Genomic DNA, 14963 nt, shown 5'->3' on the forward strand with positions numbered 1-14963 from the left:
AGATCGGCATACCTAAATGCACTAAAATATGGCATTATGCGCGGTAGTTTCAGTTTCAGATTGGAGTAGTTATGAGCCAGGTAACGGATAACGAGAATTCATCAGAGCAAAAACCGGTCAATGTCATTTGCATTAAATGGGGTAAAAAGTATGGCCCCGATTACGTCAATACGTTGCATTCAATGGTCAGTCGCCACCTTAATCGACCGTTCCGTTTTGTCTGTTTTACCGATGACTTTGAGGGTATCAATGACGACATTGAAGTAAAAGCTATTCCTAAAATTGGCTTTAAAGACTTTGATGAACAAGTTCCGTGGTCAAAAGGTCACGGCTGGTTAAAGCTTACTTGCTTTGCGAACCCGCTTTATGATCTTGAAGGCCCGACTTTATTCCTGGATCTGGATATTATTATTGTTGGCAGCCTGGACGAGTTCTTTGAGCCGGAAGGCGAGTTTATGGTGATCAAAGAGTGGGATAAATCTGATGCTACCGGGAATACATCGGTATTTCGCTTTGATATTGGCGCTCATGAAGACGCGTTAGAGCATCTGAAAAAAGATCCGAAGGCGGCTATTGCTGACGTACGGAATGAGCAGGAATACATTACCCATTTTGTCGATCGCCAAAACAAGCTGACGTACTGGCCGGAAAAGTGGTGTCGTAGCTTTAAGCGCCATTGTCTGCGTCCGTTCCCGCTTAGCTTCTTTCAGGAACCGCGTATTCCGGAAGAAGCAAAAGTTATCATTTTTCACGGCAAGCCGCATCCGGATGACGCGTTGGAAGGCCGAAGCGGCAAGTGGTACCGTAAGGTTCTGCCAACCAAGTGGATAGCCGAATACTGGCGTTAAATGATATGCAATTGTGGATCTACGGATTATTAATACGGCTGGTCACTCCAGCCGTTTTTGTCTGGTTGTGGCTACGCGGCGGAAAAGACAGTCGCTACCGTCAGAACTGGTCAGAACGGCTTGCGCTGGGCTTTGTTGATAAAAAACAGCACGGCTGTTTGGTTATTCATAGTGTTTCCGTTGGTGAAACCTTAGCGGCGAAACGGTTAATCGAGCAGCTTTTGCGTCAGGAGCCAGGTCAAAAAATACTCATTACCTGTATGACACCAACGGCCCGGGAACTTATCCAGCAGCATTTTGGCGACACTGTTAGTTGCCGTTATTGGCCGATAGATACTCCGGGTGCCGCGAAGCGTTTTGTGCGTAAGTTTAAACCTAAAGCCGTGTGGGTAATGGAAACCGAGCTTTGGCCGCAAATGTTGAACCAATTTTCCAAAGCGAATATTCCTGTTGCATTGTTAAACGCGCGACTTTCGGCTCGCTCAGCGGCAGGTTATCGGCGTTTTCATTGGTTGATGAAGAAGGTCTGGAAACAACTGACACTGGTTTCCGTTCAGAATAAAGAAACGGCGCGCAGAATGAAGGTTTTAGGTGTCCCCGATAGTGTGCTTTTTGTGGACGGAAACCTAAAATACGACATTGAGCTTTCTGTCACAGATATTGAGAAGGCTCTGTTGTGGCGGCAAAGCTGTGCGTCGCGACATGTGTGGCTTGCCAGTAGCAGTCATCCGGGCGAGCATGAGCTGCTGTTAGAGGCACATAAACTGATTCAACAGGACTTACCCAATTCCTGTCTTATCATTGCCCCTCGACACCCCGAGCAATTTGAGGTGGTAGCAAAAATGATACGGGAGTCAGGGCTTAAGCTTGCTCGCAGAACCCAGAGTAATGCTATACCTAAGGAGTGCGATGTCTTTCTTGCTGACAGTATGGGCGAAATGATGCTTTGGGGGCAATTAGCCTCGGTGAGCTTTGTCGGTGGCAGTATTATTGAGCGAGGTGGGCATAACCCCCTTGAAGTTATAGCTGCTGGCTCCAATGTTATGTCAGGGCGGCACGTGTTCAATTTCCCACAGGTTTACGGTGAGTTAGCAAAAGCTGGCGCCGTGCAGTGGGTTACTAATGCCGGAGAAATTAAAAAAGCTGTGAAGTTGATGCAGCAGACAGCTGTCATGAAAGCGCAACATGAAGCTGCTAAAAGCGTTTTACAGACGCACCAGGGTGCTACGTTAAGAGTATTAAAGCGGGCACTGGAATATACTCTGACAGGAAGCGGTATGATAAAAACAGAGCAGAGTCCCCAAGGGCTTATTCGCTACGACAGCGATATTTTTGAAACAATAGAAGATAAACATTTCACAGCCCAGTATTGGCAGCAACAAAAGTCAATTGCAGGAAACTCAACGGGACGCGCAACAGTCTGGTTTATTCAGCAAGGCGATTTGGGACTTTTACTGCGGCATTACTATCGTGGTGGTTTAGTTGGTAAAATTAATAAAGATCGTTTTTTACGTGAGCCGGCGGAAAAAAGCCGGGCAATTCATGAATTTGATTTGCTGCTAAAGCTGCGGGAAATTGGTTTGCCCGTTCCGCGTCCGGTAGCCGCTCGTATGGAAAAAACAGCAGTTTTTAGTTACAAAGCAGACATATTGGTGGAAGTTATTCCGGGGGCTGTCGATGTTTTTCGCTTACTGCGTGAAAAGAAACTATCCGCGGAGCTATGGCAAAAGTTGGGAAGCGTCATTAAAGAATTGCATGATACCGGTGTCTACCATTCAGATTTAAATTGTCACAACCTTATGCTGGATGACAAAGACAAAGCCTGGATTGTCGATTTTGACAAGTGCGACTTCCGTGAAAACGGTGACTGGAAAGAAGCTAATATCCAACGGCTATTGCGCTCTTTGCGCAAAGAAAAAGAGAAGAATGAAACCTTCTATTGGAAGGAGTCCCGTGACTGGCCAGAACTATTAACAGGCTATCGTCGTTAAGCTTTAAGCCATAAAAAAAAGCCCCGGCCACTTGAAGTGACCGGGGCTTTTTAATGCGCTAAGCACTGAATCAGTCGCGAACCTGACCGTTACCGGTCACCACGAATTTTTCAGTTGTTAGTGCCTCAAGACCCATTGGTCCGTATGCGTGCAGCTTACTGGTGGAGATACCAATTTCAGCACCCAAACCTAACTGGCCGCCATCAGAGAAGCGAGAAGAGACATTTGCCATGGTAACGGCTGAATCTACTTCACGAATGAAACGCTTAGCGGTTTCATCGTTTTCAGTGATAATAACTTCGGTATGACCGCTACCAAACTCCTGAATATGCTCAATAGCACCTTCGTAGTTGTCGACGGTGCGAACCGCAATCTCAAGAGCCAGGTATTCTTCACCAAAAGCATCGTCTGCAATCTCATCAGCGCCATCAAAGTAGCTTACTGAACGCTTGTCGGCGTGAATGGTTACGTCTTTCTCTGCCAGCGCCTTAGCAGCCATAGGCAAGAACTTATCAGCAACGTCCTGATGAACCAGTAAACCTTCTAGCGCATTACAAACGCCGGTACGCTGAGTTTTACCGTTAAGTAAAATTGCCAGAGCTTTATCAAGGTCTGCGTCTTTATCCACATACAGGTGGCAAACACCTTTGTAATGTTGAATGACTGGGATTTTACTGGTATCGCTGACAAAGTGAATCAGACCTTCACCGCCGCGAGGAATAACCAGATCGATATAGTCTTTCTGTTGCAGAAGTTCAGTCATCAGTTCGCGGTCAGGTGTTGGCACCACGGTGATAACGTCTTTAGGTAGATTGCTGGCTTCTAAAGCTTCGTGCAAGGCTTCAGCAATGGCTTTACTGCTCTCAATGGCTTCCCGGCCACAACGTAAAATTACTGCGTTACCAGACTTAAAGCATAGCGCTCCAGCGTCAGCTGTGACATTCGGACGTGCTTCATAAATCATGCAGATAACGCCGAGAGGAATACGCATTTTCTCAATTTTCATGCCGTTAGGGCGCTCATCGAGAACGTAGCTGTCGCCGACAGGATCTTTCAATGCAATGATCTCTTCAATGGCAGAAGCCATGCCTTCGACACGCTCTGGCGTTAATTCCAGGCGATCCATCATAGCGTCGCTTAGGCCTTTTTCTTTGCCTGTGGCCAAATCTTTTTTATTTACTTCAATAATCTTATCCTGACGTGCGCGAATAGCGTCAGCCATTTTTTGAAGTACGGCGTTTTTGTCCGTTTCCGATAAGGTTGCTACAGCGCGTGCCGCTTTTGCGGCGCGTTGCGAAATTTCTTTTGCTAGTTGCTGGCTCATGAATCCTCCAAAATCATTAGATCGTCGCGGTGAATAACTTCCGTAATTGGGCTATAGCCAAATTTTTCCGCTATATCTTCCGTTTGCTGCCCTTTAATATGCATCAGTTCATGTGCGCTGTACTGACAAATACCTTTTGCGATAGCGTCAGTATCGTTGGCGCTGCGAACCAGCACGGCGTCACCGCGATCAAAGTCACCTTGTACATCAACAATGCCTGAACTCAGTAGTGAGGCACCGTTCTCAATTAATGCTTTCTCAGCACCTTCATCAACCAATATTTCACCCTGGGCAACCAGAGTATGTCTTAACCAATGCTTTTTATTGCTAATTGGATCAGATTGGCGACGGAATAATGTGCCGGGGATGTCCCCCTGTAGCAACGATTCAAAAGTTTCACCCTTACGACCGTTAACTATGTAAGTATCGATACCGTGTGAAGTAGCTTTTTCTGCCGCCTCAACTTTAGTGCGCATTCCCCCGGTACCGACGGAACTTACTGAACCACCGGCAAGCGAATAAATGCTTTCGTCAATTTGTTCAACCACCGGTATTTTTTTCGCGTCCGGATTCAGGTTCGGATCTGAGTCATACAGACCGTCGATGTCTGAACAAATAAACAGCGCGTCGGCATCAACCAAAGTCGCGATCATGGCCGACAAGTTGTCGTTATCACCCACTTTCATTTCGTCAGTAGCAAGAGCATCGTTCTCATTTACCACCGGTAAAATGTCGTGCTCTAACAATCTGTTTAGGGTGTTTTTAATGCTGACGTAGCGAGCTCGGTCGCGTAAGTCACTGTGGGTCATAAGCAACTGGGCGCAGGGGGAATCGAAAAAGCGTGACCAGTAACCCATCATTTCATTTTGACCGACTGCGGACATTGCTTTACGCACAGCAACCGGTACTTTCTTGTGTTCAAAGTTAAAATGTTTGCGGCCGGCAGCAACGCTGCCTGACGAGACTAAGACAACTTCTTGCCCGCGTTCTCGGCACTCGTTAATAAAACGAGCTATGGGTAATAGGTATTTGGTGCTAACCCCAGTTTCATCTGGCGCGATGAGCGCACTCCCCACTTTCAGCACGGCTCTTCGCCAGGATGGCGCTTTCATAGAGACTCCCTTTTGTTGAATTCGTTAGTAGTCTAACAGATTGGCTGTCTAAGCTCCAGCGAGGCTCATAAGCCATACCTATTGTCAATATATTAGACAATAATTTCGATTTACAAGAAAAAAGAGTCAAGTCCGGAAATTCGGTAATGTCATGCATTAACTCTCTGGTGGGGTGTAGCCTTCAATTTCAGGGGCTTTTCCTTCGAATAAAAAGGCTGTCATCTGCTTTTCAAGAAACTCACGATCAGTCGGATCCATCATGTTTAACCGTTTTTCGTTTATCAGCATGGTCTGCTTCTTTTGCCACTCAGCCCAGGCGTCTTTTGATATATGGTTAAAAATACGCTCGCCCAGCTCGCCGGGGTAGAGTTGAAAATCGAGGCCTTCGGCTTCTTTTTGAAAATGCTCACAAAATACAGTGCGGCTCATGCGGTGTTCACCTATTTAGTAGTTAACTGCTCCATCAGTTTAACGGTTGGTGCAGCAAAGCCCAAGTCCTGATTGGTATCAGCCTTTACCCATAAGTGTTGAGCTTCGTTGAGTAAAGTCTCAGAGGGAGCGACATCAATCAGCAGAGGCTTACAATCCAGGTGGAAGTGACTAAAAGTATGACGAAAAGGTGTCAGTTGCTGTCTTGCCAGTTCAGCGAGACCGTATTGTTGGGCTAAGGAAGGAATGTCCGTTTCCTCATCACATTGTGGAAAGCACCAAAGCCCGCCCCATATACCAGACTGGGGGCGCTTCTCCAGCAAGAACTGATGATTATGCCGAAAAAGCAGCATGTGAGTTGCTTTTACTGGTTTAATCTTTTTCGGCTTCTTTCCCGGATACTGTGCTATTGTGTCCGTTGCTCTGGCAATACAGGTGCTATTGACAGGGCATTGCTCGCAAAGCGGTTTACTGCGAGTACAAATCATTGCACCGATATCCATCATTGCCTGATTGTATGCGCCGGAGTCCTGCTTCGGGGTCAATTGTTCACTCAGTTGCCACAGTTGCTTTAAAACATCTGCCTTACCAGGCCAGCCAGAAACAGCAAAATGACGTGCTAATACACGCTTGACGTTGCCATCCAGAATAGGTGCGTATTCACCATGCCCAAGAGAGCGAATTGCACCGGCTGTTGAGCGACCAACCCCAGGTAATTTTTCGAGTTCATGAACTTTTTCGGGAAATTCACCGTTATATTGAGTGCAAACAAGTTTTGCAGTTTTATGAAGGTTCCGGGCTCTTGCGTAATAGCCTAATCCAGTCCATAAATTCAATACTTTGTCTTGTGGGGCTGAGGCCAGTTCCTGAACCGTAGGAAAGGTTGCCATAAAACGTTCGAAGTACGGAATAACGGTAGTGACCTGGGTCTGTTGCAGCATAATTTCTGACACCCAGACGCGATAGGGCGTGACGTTTTTCTGCCATGGCAGATGCTTGCGCCCGTATTGCTGAAACCAATTGAGAACCTGTGAGCTGAATGTCTGAGTCAACTGTAAATCTCTGCAAATAAAAATGACTTATTCAAAAAATGTACTAGTCTTTATGTCATACACAGTGTCTCATATTCCGAGCATGATTGTTATTGCAATTAAAAGGAGCTTTGCAATGAAAACCTTAAATTTAATCACTATATCTTTGCTAACCGCTGGATTAACCGCTCCAGTTTTTGCGCAGCAGACCGAGGTTGAGCAAAACGACTTTTATCTGGGCGCACGCTTGGGGGCTTTTTCTGCCGACGACGATCGCGTTGCGGTAAAGAATGGGCAAGTATTCTCTGTTGATGACGGTTTCAAAACCATTACTTCGGGTGTTGAAGCCGGCATGATGTTTACCGAGGCATGGGAAGCCCGTATTTATTATGACTACATGGAAGCCGACCTGGTTGGTGCAGGCGATGCATATGGCGACAGCTACGGTGTTGATGCGCTATACCACTTCAACAACAACTTTTATGCTGGTTTAGGTGTGAACAATACTGAAATTGGCGATGTCACGGATGTTGCTGCACGAGTCACGCTTGGTCATCGTAGCTTTATTACCGATAATCTGGCATGGCGTGTGGAAGGTGGTGCTCAGCGTGGTTGGGAAGAAGACTACACCGAAATGTTCGCAAACGTTGGTCTGCAATGGTTCTTTGGTGGTCGCGATACCAGCCCTGAACCTAGAACACGTCCAGAGCCACGTCCTGAACCTCAACAAGCGGCACCTGAGCCGGAGTCTAAACCTGTAGATTCTGATGGTGACGGCGTTGTTGATTCAAAAGACAAATGTGCCAATACACCTAAAAATTACTCAGTAGATGAGACCGGCTGTATTCTTTATGAAAACGAGACTATAACTGAAGAGTTGCTGGTGGAGTTTGACTTAAACTCTTCGAACATCCGCAGTGGTGAACGGTCAGATATTAAAGATATGGCGGAGTTCATGAAAGAGCATCCACAGTTGGATATCACTATTCACGGACATACGGACAGCACGGGCGAAGCGAAATATAACCAGTGGTTGTCTGAACGTCGCGCAGAAGCTGTTGCCAATGCACTTGTTAAGCAACACGGTATTGAGAAAAGCCGCGTTGACTTCAAAGGTCACGGTGAATCTCAACCGAAAGTTCGCGAGAACAGCGCCGCTGATCGTCAGACAAACCGTCGCATAGAAGCAACATTGAAAGTCGTAAACCGGGTACCTAAAACTCGTTAATACCGATTGTATTGATTGCTTGAAATAGCGATAATAGCTCTACTCTAAACAGGCCTGATTTTTCAGGCCTGTTTTTTTGGTATTCGCTAAGTCATTAATTTTCAGGAAAGTCATGAGCCATTTTAAAAGTGCCGAAGAAGCAGCTGCTGCGGGAAAATATGTTAGAACAGTGCGCAGCTTTGTGAAAAGAGAAGGAAGACTGACCAAAGGCCAGGCGGCGGCTATTGAACGTCTATGGCCAACCGTTGGGTTAACGCTGGAAAATGGACGACTGGATCTTGCTATGGTCTTCGGCCGTGAAGCCCCGGTAACGCTGGAAATTGGTTTTGGTATGGGGCATTCACTAGTTGAGATGGCAGCTAACGCCCCAGAACGTGACTTTATTGGTATAGAAGTGCATGAACCCGGTGTAGGTGCATGCCTTATGGCGGCAGAGGAAGCTGGGGTGAAAAACTTTCGGGTGTTTCATGAAGACGCGGTCGAAGTATTAAAACAATGCATTCCGGATAACAGTTTGAACTGTGTTCAAATTTTCTTTCCCGACCCCTGGCACAAGAAGCGTCACCATAAACGCCGCATTGTACAGCCCGAGTTTGTGCAATTATTAATTCAGAAAATTGAGACTGGCGGAGTTATTCATCTTGCAACAGACTGGGAAAATTACGCAGAGCATATGCTGGAGGTTCTGAATGACGAACCCCGGTTAACCAATTTGTCGTCTTCAGGTGACTACGTACCACGTCCTGAGAACCGCCCAAAAACTAAGTTTGAACGCCGGGGCGAAGGGAAAGGCCATGGCGTTTGGGATCTTCAGTTTAAAACCAATTAATCTGCCACGCTTCTGGGTTAATCCAGAAGCGTATCCAGAACCGAGTTTAGAAATCTGTGACCGCGTTGAGTTAGTTGCCAGTTAAGCTCATCTTCCGTTACAAGCTCCAGAGTTTTCGCTTCCGTTAACTGCTTTGAGGCTAGCTCTGCAGAAAGAGCTGTGGTTTGTTCAAAGTTACTTTTACTAACAGTCTCAAGTAAGCGGAATTGGTTCATGAAAAATTCAAACAAGCGGTCTTCTACTGCAACTTCTTTTAATTGATAGCGCAGAGGCTTGGTTAAATCTAAATAGCCTTTGGGGTGCTTCACTTTTTCGCAACGCAGAACTTTATTTTGTTGAGGCAGAGTGACTTTGCTGTGGGCTCCGCAACCAATACCTAAATAGTCGCCATATTGCCAGTAGTTACGGTTGTGCCTGCTCTGATGGCCGGGTTTAGCGTAAGCGCTCACTTCGTACTGAGAATAACCCGCAGCCTCCAGAAGTTTATGGCCCTGCTGGTAAATTTCCCACAGTGTATCGTCGTCCGGTAGTTCCGGAGGTTGGCTCGCAAACAGCGTGTTAGGCTCAATAGTCAACTGATACCAGGAGATATGCGGTGGATTCAGGGCAATGACCTGACGTAGGTCGTCTAAAGCCATTTCTACGGTCTGATCAGGTAAGCCATGCATAAGGTCGAGATTGAAACTGGATAGCGGTAATTCACTTGCGTGCGCAGCCGCATCCTTTGCCTGTTGCGGGTTGTGAATACGCCCCAGGCGTTGTAACTGATGTTCCTGTAAGCTCTGAACACCGATAGACAAGCGGTTGATGCCTGCGGCCACGAATGCAGAGAACTTCTCGGTCTCAAAGGTTCCCGGGTTGGCTTCCATAGTCACTTCGCAATCGGGACTTAGTGCGACTATTGAACGAACGCCGTCCATTAACTGCTGTATTGCTTTTGCAGACAATACACTCGGCGTCCCCCCGCCGATAAATATTGACTGAATTTCCCGACCCTGAACCCAGTCAATGTCGGCTCGTAAGTCTTCTAAAAGACGGCCGACGTAGCTTGCTTCAGGTACATCTCCGGTCAGTTTATGTGAGTTAAAATCACAATAAGGGCATTTTTGAATACACCAAGGAATGTGTATATACAGCGATAACGGCGGAAGCGTCAGAGGAGAAGTCATTTAGCCAGCTGCTCCAGCAGTTGCTTCAAAGCTTGTCCGCGGTGGCTGAGTGCTTGTTTTTCTGTTTTGCTTAACTGCGCTGCGGAACATTTTTTTTCCTTAACCCAGAACACAGGGTCGTAGCCGAAACCTTCTTCTCCAACCGGGTGAGTTAATATGTGTCCATCCCAGCGGCCCTGACAGATGATTGGTGTCGGATCTTCCGCACTTTGCATATAAACCAGTACGCAATGAAAACTGGCCTGACGCTGGCTTTCTCCAACGCCCTCTAAGGCTTTCAGTAGTTTATTGATATTGTCAGAGTCGGTGGCATTGCCGCCAGCGTAGCGGGCCGAGTAAACGCCCGGAGCGCCATTTAAAGCGGTAACGGCCAGACCTGAATCATCAGCAATAGCAGGTAACCCCGTTTGCTGGCATGCGTGGCGCGCTTTTATAATGGCATTTTCGACAAAAGTGGTGCCGGTTTCATCGGCCTCAGCGAAGTCCCACTCTGACTGCGGGCGAACTTGCCAGTCGGCCGTGGCATGTGTCTGACTTAACATGTGACGCAACTCTGCAACTTTTCCTGCGTTGCCGGTAGCCAGCACTAAGGTGTTTTGTGACATCATAAGCGAACCTGTACCTTAATTATCAAGAGGCACAGGATAAAGGGTTTTAACGTGATTTGAAATCTAACATTAGCCTCCAAGTGAAACCTGCTATGATGAACAAGCAGAGACAAAGATAAGGAGATTCTATTTGGATTCGGCTAACACCTTGATTTTATTGTGTGGCTTGCTGCTGGTTGTCAGCATTTTAGCCGCTGTAGCATCCAACCGGCTGGGTGCACCTGTACTGCTGACCTTTTTGTTAATTGGCATGTTAGCGGGTGAGCAAGGTGTATTAGGTGTCGAATTTAACAATCCGGATATCGCGTTTTTTATTGGCTCTGCAGCTTTGGTTATTATCCTGTTTGATGGTGGGATGCGAACGCACCCTGAGCGTTTTCGGGTAGCCCTCTGGCCCGCTATTAGCCTGGCAACTATAGGTGTTGCGTTAACCTGTACTCTGGTGGCTTCCGCCGCGGTATATTGGTTTGGTTTACCCTGGCCTGCGGCTTTACTAATGGGAGCCATACTCAGTTCAACAGATGCCGCCGCGGTGTTTGGTATCTTTCAGTCCCGCGGGTTGCAGATTAAAGAGCGGGTCGCATCAACCCTTGAAATAGAGTCGGGCAGTAACGACCCCATGGCCGTTATTCTGACTTTAACCATGACTGGCGCGGTAGCCAGCGGCAGCTTCCCTGACTGGTACTGGGTAGGTCTTGATGTCATCTGGCAGCTAATTGGCGGCTTGACCATAGGTTGGCTAGGTGGTCGGTTATTCATTATTGCGGCGCGTAAGTTGCCTCTTAGTTTCAGCTTTTTTCCATTGCTAGCAGTAGCCTGCGCTATTTCCATTTATGCGCTAACAGCAAAACTTCATGCCAGTGGGTTTCTGGCGGTCTATTTAATGGGCTTTGTTATTGGCAATGCGCGGCTGCCCCAACTCGTGCATATACTGCAAGTGCAGGATGGGCTGGCCTGGCTTAGTCAGATAGCTATGTTCCTTATTCTGGGGTTATTGGTTGTTCCTTCTCATTTAATGGCTAATGCGCCGGTAGCCATTGGTATTGCCTTTACTTTAATTTTTATTGCACGCCCATTAGCTGTCGTTGTTAGCTTACTGCCGTTCAGTTTTCCCTGGCGTGAACAGGTGTTTATCAGCTGGGTGGGTTTAAGAGGTGCTGTTCCTATTATACTGGCGCTATTCCCCTGGCTAAGTGGCGTACCTGATCAAGAACTGTATTTTGATATTGCTTTTGTGGTGGTCATGATCTCACTCATTATCCAGGGGTGGAGTATTGCACCGGTAGCGCGTTGGTTAGGGCTTGAGGTACCGTTAAAAGCTAAACCTCAGCAGCGTATGCCGCTGTCCTCAGTGCCCAGTAAGGAAGCGTTAGAAGTCTGGCTTTATCAAATCGACAAAAACTCGCCAGCTTGTGACCATACCTGGAAGGAGCTAAAACTAACGGCACCGGCTACCTTCGTGGGGCTCATCCGCGATGGCGAATGGTTACAGCCAGAAACTCAGCCTATGGTGGAGGAGGGTGATGGCCTACTGGTCGCCGCGACGGTAAACGATATTGATGAAGTGAGCAGAATTCTCGCATCAGGTGGTAAGGGCTTAAAAGTATCCGAGAAAGACTTCTTTGGCGACTTTACTTTACGTGGTGACCTGACGCTGGCTGATGTCGGGAGCTTTTATCCTCTGGGTAATCTTGATGATGCTCTACTGAGTACGACAATCGCTGATTATTTCTCTCAGAAATTCCATCGCCGCGTTGTTATTGGTGACAATATACGTTTGGGCGATGTCATTCTGACGGTAAGGAAAATTAGTGATAAAGGTGATATTCAGTCAATAGGCGTTAAGCCGGTTTAAAGCTAATCGTTTAACCAGAACTCCTGGTTAAATTTAAACTGCTGCTCACCAACCTGGATGGTGAAACGCAGGGTTTCGGCATTAGAGTGCTCAAACTGAGCCAGGTAATAACTGGCATCACCTTCAGTTACCTGTTGAAAATCGAGCTCCTGTATTTGTCCCAGCGGATTAACCACTTGCCCGGTTACCCCGGGTGTTTGTGCTTTTTGAGTCTTTTTATCCAATACCGCAATATTGAGCACGCCTTTCGATGCGCTGCGGGTTAAGTTGTATTGCGTCGCAATAGCGGGAGATAAAGAGGTGGAGTTAAAAGCGCTGTAGTGAACATCCCAGTCGCCTAGTGTCTCCTTCTGTTCAGCCATAACAAAGCCTGAAAATATTAAAGAAACGACCATTACTGTTTTAACAAAGAATGTTTTACTCATCACTTTTCCTCCACCAGTAGCATTAAACACCAATTAATATGCGTAAAAACTGTAGTCCAATAATGACAACCAGTACCGATAAATCTAAGCCTCCAATTGGAGGAAGAATTTTACGTACAGGCGCTAATAACGGCTCTGTAATTTGGTGCAACATGGCTTCTACCGGGTTGTACCCCTGTGAGAACCAGCTGAGTATTGCCCGAATAACCAGTACCCAGAACAACATTGACAGCAAACTGCTTACAGCCGTTAATATTCCCTGAATAACAATCACCAGCGGGTCAACAACTAAGTTGTTAAGCCAGACCAGCGCCGCTACTTTTAGCATGCCTAATGCCAATGCAAAAATTAAGCTGGCTGTGTCCAACTTACCCAGCATCGGCATAAAGCTTCGCAGCGGACCCACTACAGGCTGGGTTGCCTTATAAACAAACTGGCTGACCGGGTTATAAAAGTCAGCTTGAGTTAACTGCATCCAGAGTCGCAACAGCACTATGACCAAATACAGGTCAATTATGGTTGCGACTAAAAATGTAAGGGCGTTATTCATAGTGACTCCTAAAAGAGTTTCGCCATTTCCTGATTACGGTTAACCGCGGCTTTTACCGCTTTTCCCGAAATGCCGTGTAAGTCAGAGTCTTGGTAGGCTTCAACACCTTTTGCTGTTGAGCCGCCTTTACTGGTGACTTGTTTGCGCAAGTCTTCCAGTGATAATTCACTTTCTTTGGCCATTTGAGCAGCACCTAAGCAAGTTTGCTGAACCATAGCGCGCGCTTTCTCGGCATCAAAACCAAGCTCGGTTGCAGCTTTTGCCAGGCTGTCCATAAACTCGAAAAAGTAAGCTGGCCCACTGCCTGCTACGGCGCCAAGAATATCGAGTTGATCTTCGTCACTAACCCAGAGTGTTTCACCTACGCCATTAAAGGCTTCGGTTACAAAGTTTTTATCGGCTTCGTCAACGGAATAGTCAGTAACTAAACCTGACATGCCCTGACCTACCAGTGACGGCGTATTTGGCATAACCCGGATAATACGGATGTTTTCGCCTAAATACTCGCGATATTTAGGAATACGAATACCGGCGGCAATGGTAATTATTAATTTGTCTGTCAGGTTGTGAACGTTTTCACGTAAGTGAGCGCAAACTTCCGCCATTAACTGAGGTTTAACCGACAGTACAATAGCGTCAGCGTTATTCACCACTTCCAGATTATCGTTACTGGTATTGACGCCCAGCTCCGATTTCATTTTTTCTAATTTGGCATCGCTGGGGTTACTGACCCAGACTTTGTCAGCAGGGTAACCGCTTTTGCACATACCGCCGACAATGCTTTGTGTCATATTTCCTGCGCCAATGAAGGCAATATTCCGAATGTCGTTCATTAGGACTCCCGTTCTCCAAAAATTGCTGTTCCAATACGTACCATGTTAGCACCCTCAAGCACCGCTTGTCGCATATCACCCGACATCCCCATGGATAAGGTATCAATTTGCTCGCCGTAAGTTTGTTGCAACTGTTGGTAGAGCTTATACATCTGCTGAAAGCTTTTTTCGCGCTCGTCTTCTGTTGTCCCAGCTTTAAGAATAGTCATTAAACCGCGTAATTTTAGTTTAGAGCAATTCATAACGTATTCCGCTAAAGCTTCAACCTGCTCGGGGGCTAAACCCGATTTGTTGTCGTCATCATCAATATTAACCTGCAATAATAGGTTGAGCTGCTGGGAATCGTCGGGGCGCTGCTCATTGAGACGACGGGCTATTTTCTCCCGCTCCACGCTCTGTACCCAGTCAAAGTGCTGAGCTATATCTTTGGTTTTGTTCGACTGAACCGGGCCGATAAAATGCCACTGTACCGGATCAGTAGTTTGTTCTTTTAGCTGAGTTATTTTAGCGACGGCTTCCTGAACATAGTTTTCGCCGAAGTGCATTTGCCCGGCGGCTATAGCGGCTTTTATCGCTTCTAAAGAATGTTTTTTACTCACCGCCAGCAATTTGACCGACTGCTGGTGTGGCGATTCTTCAGATAAAATCTGCAATTGCTGACGTATTTCCGCGAGATTATTTGTTATCTTTTCTGCTACCTTAGTTGTCATTGCCACCGTCATCTCACTTAT

15 protein-coding genes are annotated in these 14963 nt (G+C 46.8%); 5 read left to right on the forward strand and 10 right to left on the reverse strand.

Features of this window, described 5'->3' with window-relative positions; genetic code table 11:
• Positions 1-71: 71 nt before the first annotated feature.
• Together DET62_RS11240 and DET62_RS11245 are read left to right on the forward strand one after the other, a co-directional pair.
• Positions 72-848, forward strand: a complete 777-nt coding sequence (locus tag DET62_RS11240; RefSeq protein ID WP_110013956.1) for a glycosyltransferase — start codon at positions 72-74, stop codon at positions 846-848.
• Between the two features lie 5 nt (positions 849-853).
• Positions 854-2839, forward strand: coding sequence for a 3-deoxy-D-manno-octulosonic acid kinase (locus DET62_RS11245; protein WP_110013957.1), 1986 nt, complete (start codon positions 854-856; stop codon positions 2837-2839).
• 70 nt (positions 2840-2909) lie between these two features.
• On the opposite strand, the gene DET62_RS11250 is transcribed toward DET62_RS11245, so the two are convergent.
• From DET62_RS11250 to mutY, 4 genes are all read right to left on the reverse strand, one after another.
• Positions 2910-4163, reverse strand: a complete 1254-nt coding sequence (locus tag DET62_RS11250; RefSeq protein ID WP_011235214.1) for a glutamate-5-semialdehyde dehydrogenase — start codon at positions 4161-4163, stop codon at positions 2910-2912.
• Complete coding sequence (proB, locus tag DET62_RS11255; protein WP_011235213.1) at positions 4160-5275, reverse strand: glutamate 5-kinase; 1116 nt, start codon at positions 5273-5275, stop codon at positions 4160-4162. The genes DET62_RS11250 and proB overlap by 4 nt, the downstream gene beginning before the upstream one ends.
• A gap of 156 nt (positions 5276-5431) precedes the next feature.
• On the reverse strand, positions 5432-5704 hold the full coding sequence (locus tag DET62_RS11260; protein ID WP_011235212.1) for an oxidative damage protection protein: 273 nt from the start codon (positions 5702-5704) through the stop codon (positions 5432-5434).
• Positions 5705-5715: 11 nt separating this feature from the next.
• A complete protein-coding gene (gene mutY, locus DET62_RS11265) occupies positions 5716-6756 on the reverse strand; it encodes an A/G-specific adenine glycosylase (RefSeq protein WP_110013958.1) in 1041 nt (346 codons plus the stop codon).
• 115 nt (positions 6757-6871) lie between these two features.
• Here mutY and DET62_RS11270 point away from each other — a divergent pair, with 115 nt between their 5' ends.
• Together DET62_RS11270 and trmB are read left to right on the forward strand one after the other, a co-directional pair.
• A complete protein-coding gene (locus DET62_RS11270) occupies positions 6872-7963 on the forward strand; it encodes an OmpA family protein (RefSeq protein WP_110013959.1) in 1092 nt (363 codons plus the stop codon).
• A gap of 112 nt (positions 7964-8075) precedes the next feature.
• A complete protein-coding gene (trmB, locus tag DET62_RS11275; RefSeq protein WP_110013960.1) occupies positions 8076-8792 on the forward strand; it encodes a tRNA (guanosine(46)-N7)-methyltransferase TrmB in 717 nt (238 codons plus the stop codon).
• Between the two features lie 17 nt (positions 8793-8809).
• Here the strand turns inward: trmB and hemW are convergent, their stop codons facing one another.
• Both hemW and rdgB read right to left on the reverse strand, forming a co-directional pair.
• Complete coding sequence (gene hemW / locus DET62_RS11280) at positions 8810-9961, reverse strand: radical SAM family heme chaperone HemW (RefSeq protein ID WP_110013961.1); 1152 nt, start codon at positions 9959-9961, stop codon at positions 8810-8812.
• Positions 9958-10566, reverse strand: coding sequence for an RdgB/HAM1 family non-canonical purine NTP pyrophosphatase (gene rdgB / locus DET62_RS11285; protein WP_110013998.1), 609 nt, complete (start codon positions 10564-10566; stop codon positions 9958-9960). The genes hemW and rdgB overlap by 4 nt, the downstream gene beginning before the upstream one ends.
• A gap of 133 nt (positions 10567-10699) precedes the next feature.
• On the opposite strand from rdgB, the gene DET62_RS11290 reads away from it, so the two are divergent.
• Positions 10700-12424: a potassium/proton antiporter gene (locus tag DET62_RS11290; protein ID WP_011235206.1), complete on the forward strand. Its 1725-nt coding sequence runs from the start codon at positions 10700-10702 to the stop codon at positions 12422-12424.
• 2 nt (positions 12425-12426) lie between these two features.
• Here DET62_RS11290 and DET62_RS11295 read toward each other — a convergent pair whose 3' ends face one another.
• From DET62_RS11295 to DET62_RS11310, 4 genes are read right to left on the reverse strand one after another with little or no spacing between them, the layout of a single operon-like run.
• Complete coding sequence (locus DET62_RS11295; RefSeq protein ID WP_011235205.1) at positions 12427-12849, reverse strand: DUF4426 domain-containing protein; 423 nt, start codon at positions 12847-12849, stop codon at positions 12427-12429.
• 22 nt (positions 12850-12871) lie between these two features.
• Positions 12872-13399 carry a YggT family protein gene (locus DET62_RS11300; RefSeq protein ID WP_011235204.1) on the reverse strand — a complete coding sequence of 176 codons (528 nt, stop codon included), beginning with the start codon at positions 13397-13399 and terminating at the stop codon, positions 12872-12874.
• An 8-nt stretch (positions 13400-13407) separates the two neighbouring features.
• Positions 13408-14232 (reverse strand): pyrroline-5-carboxylate reductase, encoded by an 825-nt coding sequence (gene proC / locus DET62_RS11305; RefSeq protein ID WP_110013962.1) that lies wholly within the window; start codon positions 14230-14232, stop codon positions 13408-13410.
• Complete coding sequence (locus DET62_RS11310; protein ID WP_110013963.1) at positions 14232-14942, reverse strand: YggS family pyridoxal phosphate-dependent enzyme; 711 nt, start codon at positions 14940-14942, stop codon at positions 14232-14234. The genes proC and DET62_RS11310 overlap by 1 nt, the downstream gene beginning before the upstream one ends.
• Between the last annotated feature and the right edge of the window lie 21 nt (positions 14943-14963).

Origin of the sequence: Idiomarina sp. H2 (assembly GCF_004364275.1) — a bacterium.
Lineage (GTDB): Bacteria > Pseudomonadota > Gammaproteobacteria > Enterobacterales > Alteromonadaceae > Idiomarina > Idiomarina loihiensis.

Coding starts and splice junctions, on each gene's coding strand:
- DET62_RS11240 (WP_110013956.1), top strand. CDS start 72: ATGAGCCAGGTAACGGATAACGAGAATTCATCAGAGCAAAAACCGGTC.
- DET62_RS11245 (WP_110013957.1), top strand. CDS start 854: ATGCAATTGTGGATCTACGGATTATTAATACGGCTGGTCACTCCAGCC.
- DET62_RS11250 (WP_011235214.1), bottom strand. CDS start 4,163: ATGAGCCAGCAACTAGCAAAAGAAATTTCGCAACGCGCCGCAAAAGCG.
- proB (WP_011235213.1), bottom strand. CDS start 5,275: ATGAAAGCGCCATCCTGGCGAAGAGCCGTGCTGAAAGTGGGGAGTGCG.
- DET62_RS11260 (WP_011235212.1), bottom strand. CDS start 5,704: ATGAGCCGCACTGTATTTTGTGAGCATTTTCAAAAAGAAGCCGAAGGC.
- DET62_RS11270 (WP_110013959.1), top strand. CDS start 6,872: ATGAAAACCTTAAATTTAATCACTATATCTTTGCTAACCGCTGGATTA.
- trmB (WP_110013960.1), top strand. CDS start 8,076: ATGAGCCATTTTAAAAGTGCCGAAGAAGCAGCTGCTGCGGGAAAATAT.
- hemW (WP_110013961.1), bottom strand. CDS start 9,961: ATGACTTCTCCTCTGACGCTTCCGCCGTTATCGCTGTATATACACATT.
- rdgB (WP_110013998.1), bottom strand. CDS start 10,566: ATGTCACAAAACACCTTAGTGCTGGCTACCGGCAACGCAGGAAAAGTT.
- DET62_RS11295 (WP_011235205.1), bottom strand. CDS start 12,849: ATGAGTAAAACATTCTTTGTTAAAACAGTAATGGTCGTTTCTTTAATA.
- DET62_RS11300 (WP_011235204.1), bottom strand. CDS start 13,399: ATGAATAACGCCCTTACATTTTTAGTCGCAACCATAATTGACCTGTAT.
- proC (WP_110013962.1), bottom strand. CDS start 14,232: ATGAACGACATTCGGAATATTGCCTTCATTGGCGCAGGAAATATGACA.
- DET62_RS11310 (WP_110013963.1), bottom strand. CDS start 14,942: ATGACAACTAAGGTAGCAGAAAAGATAACAAATAATCTCGCGGAAATA.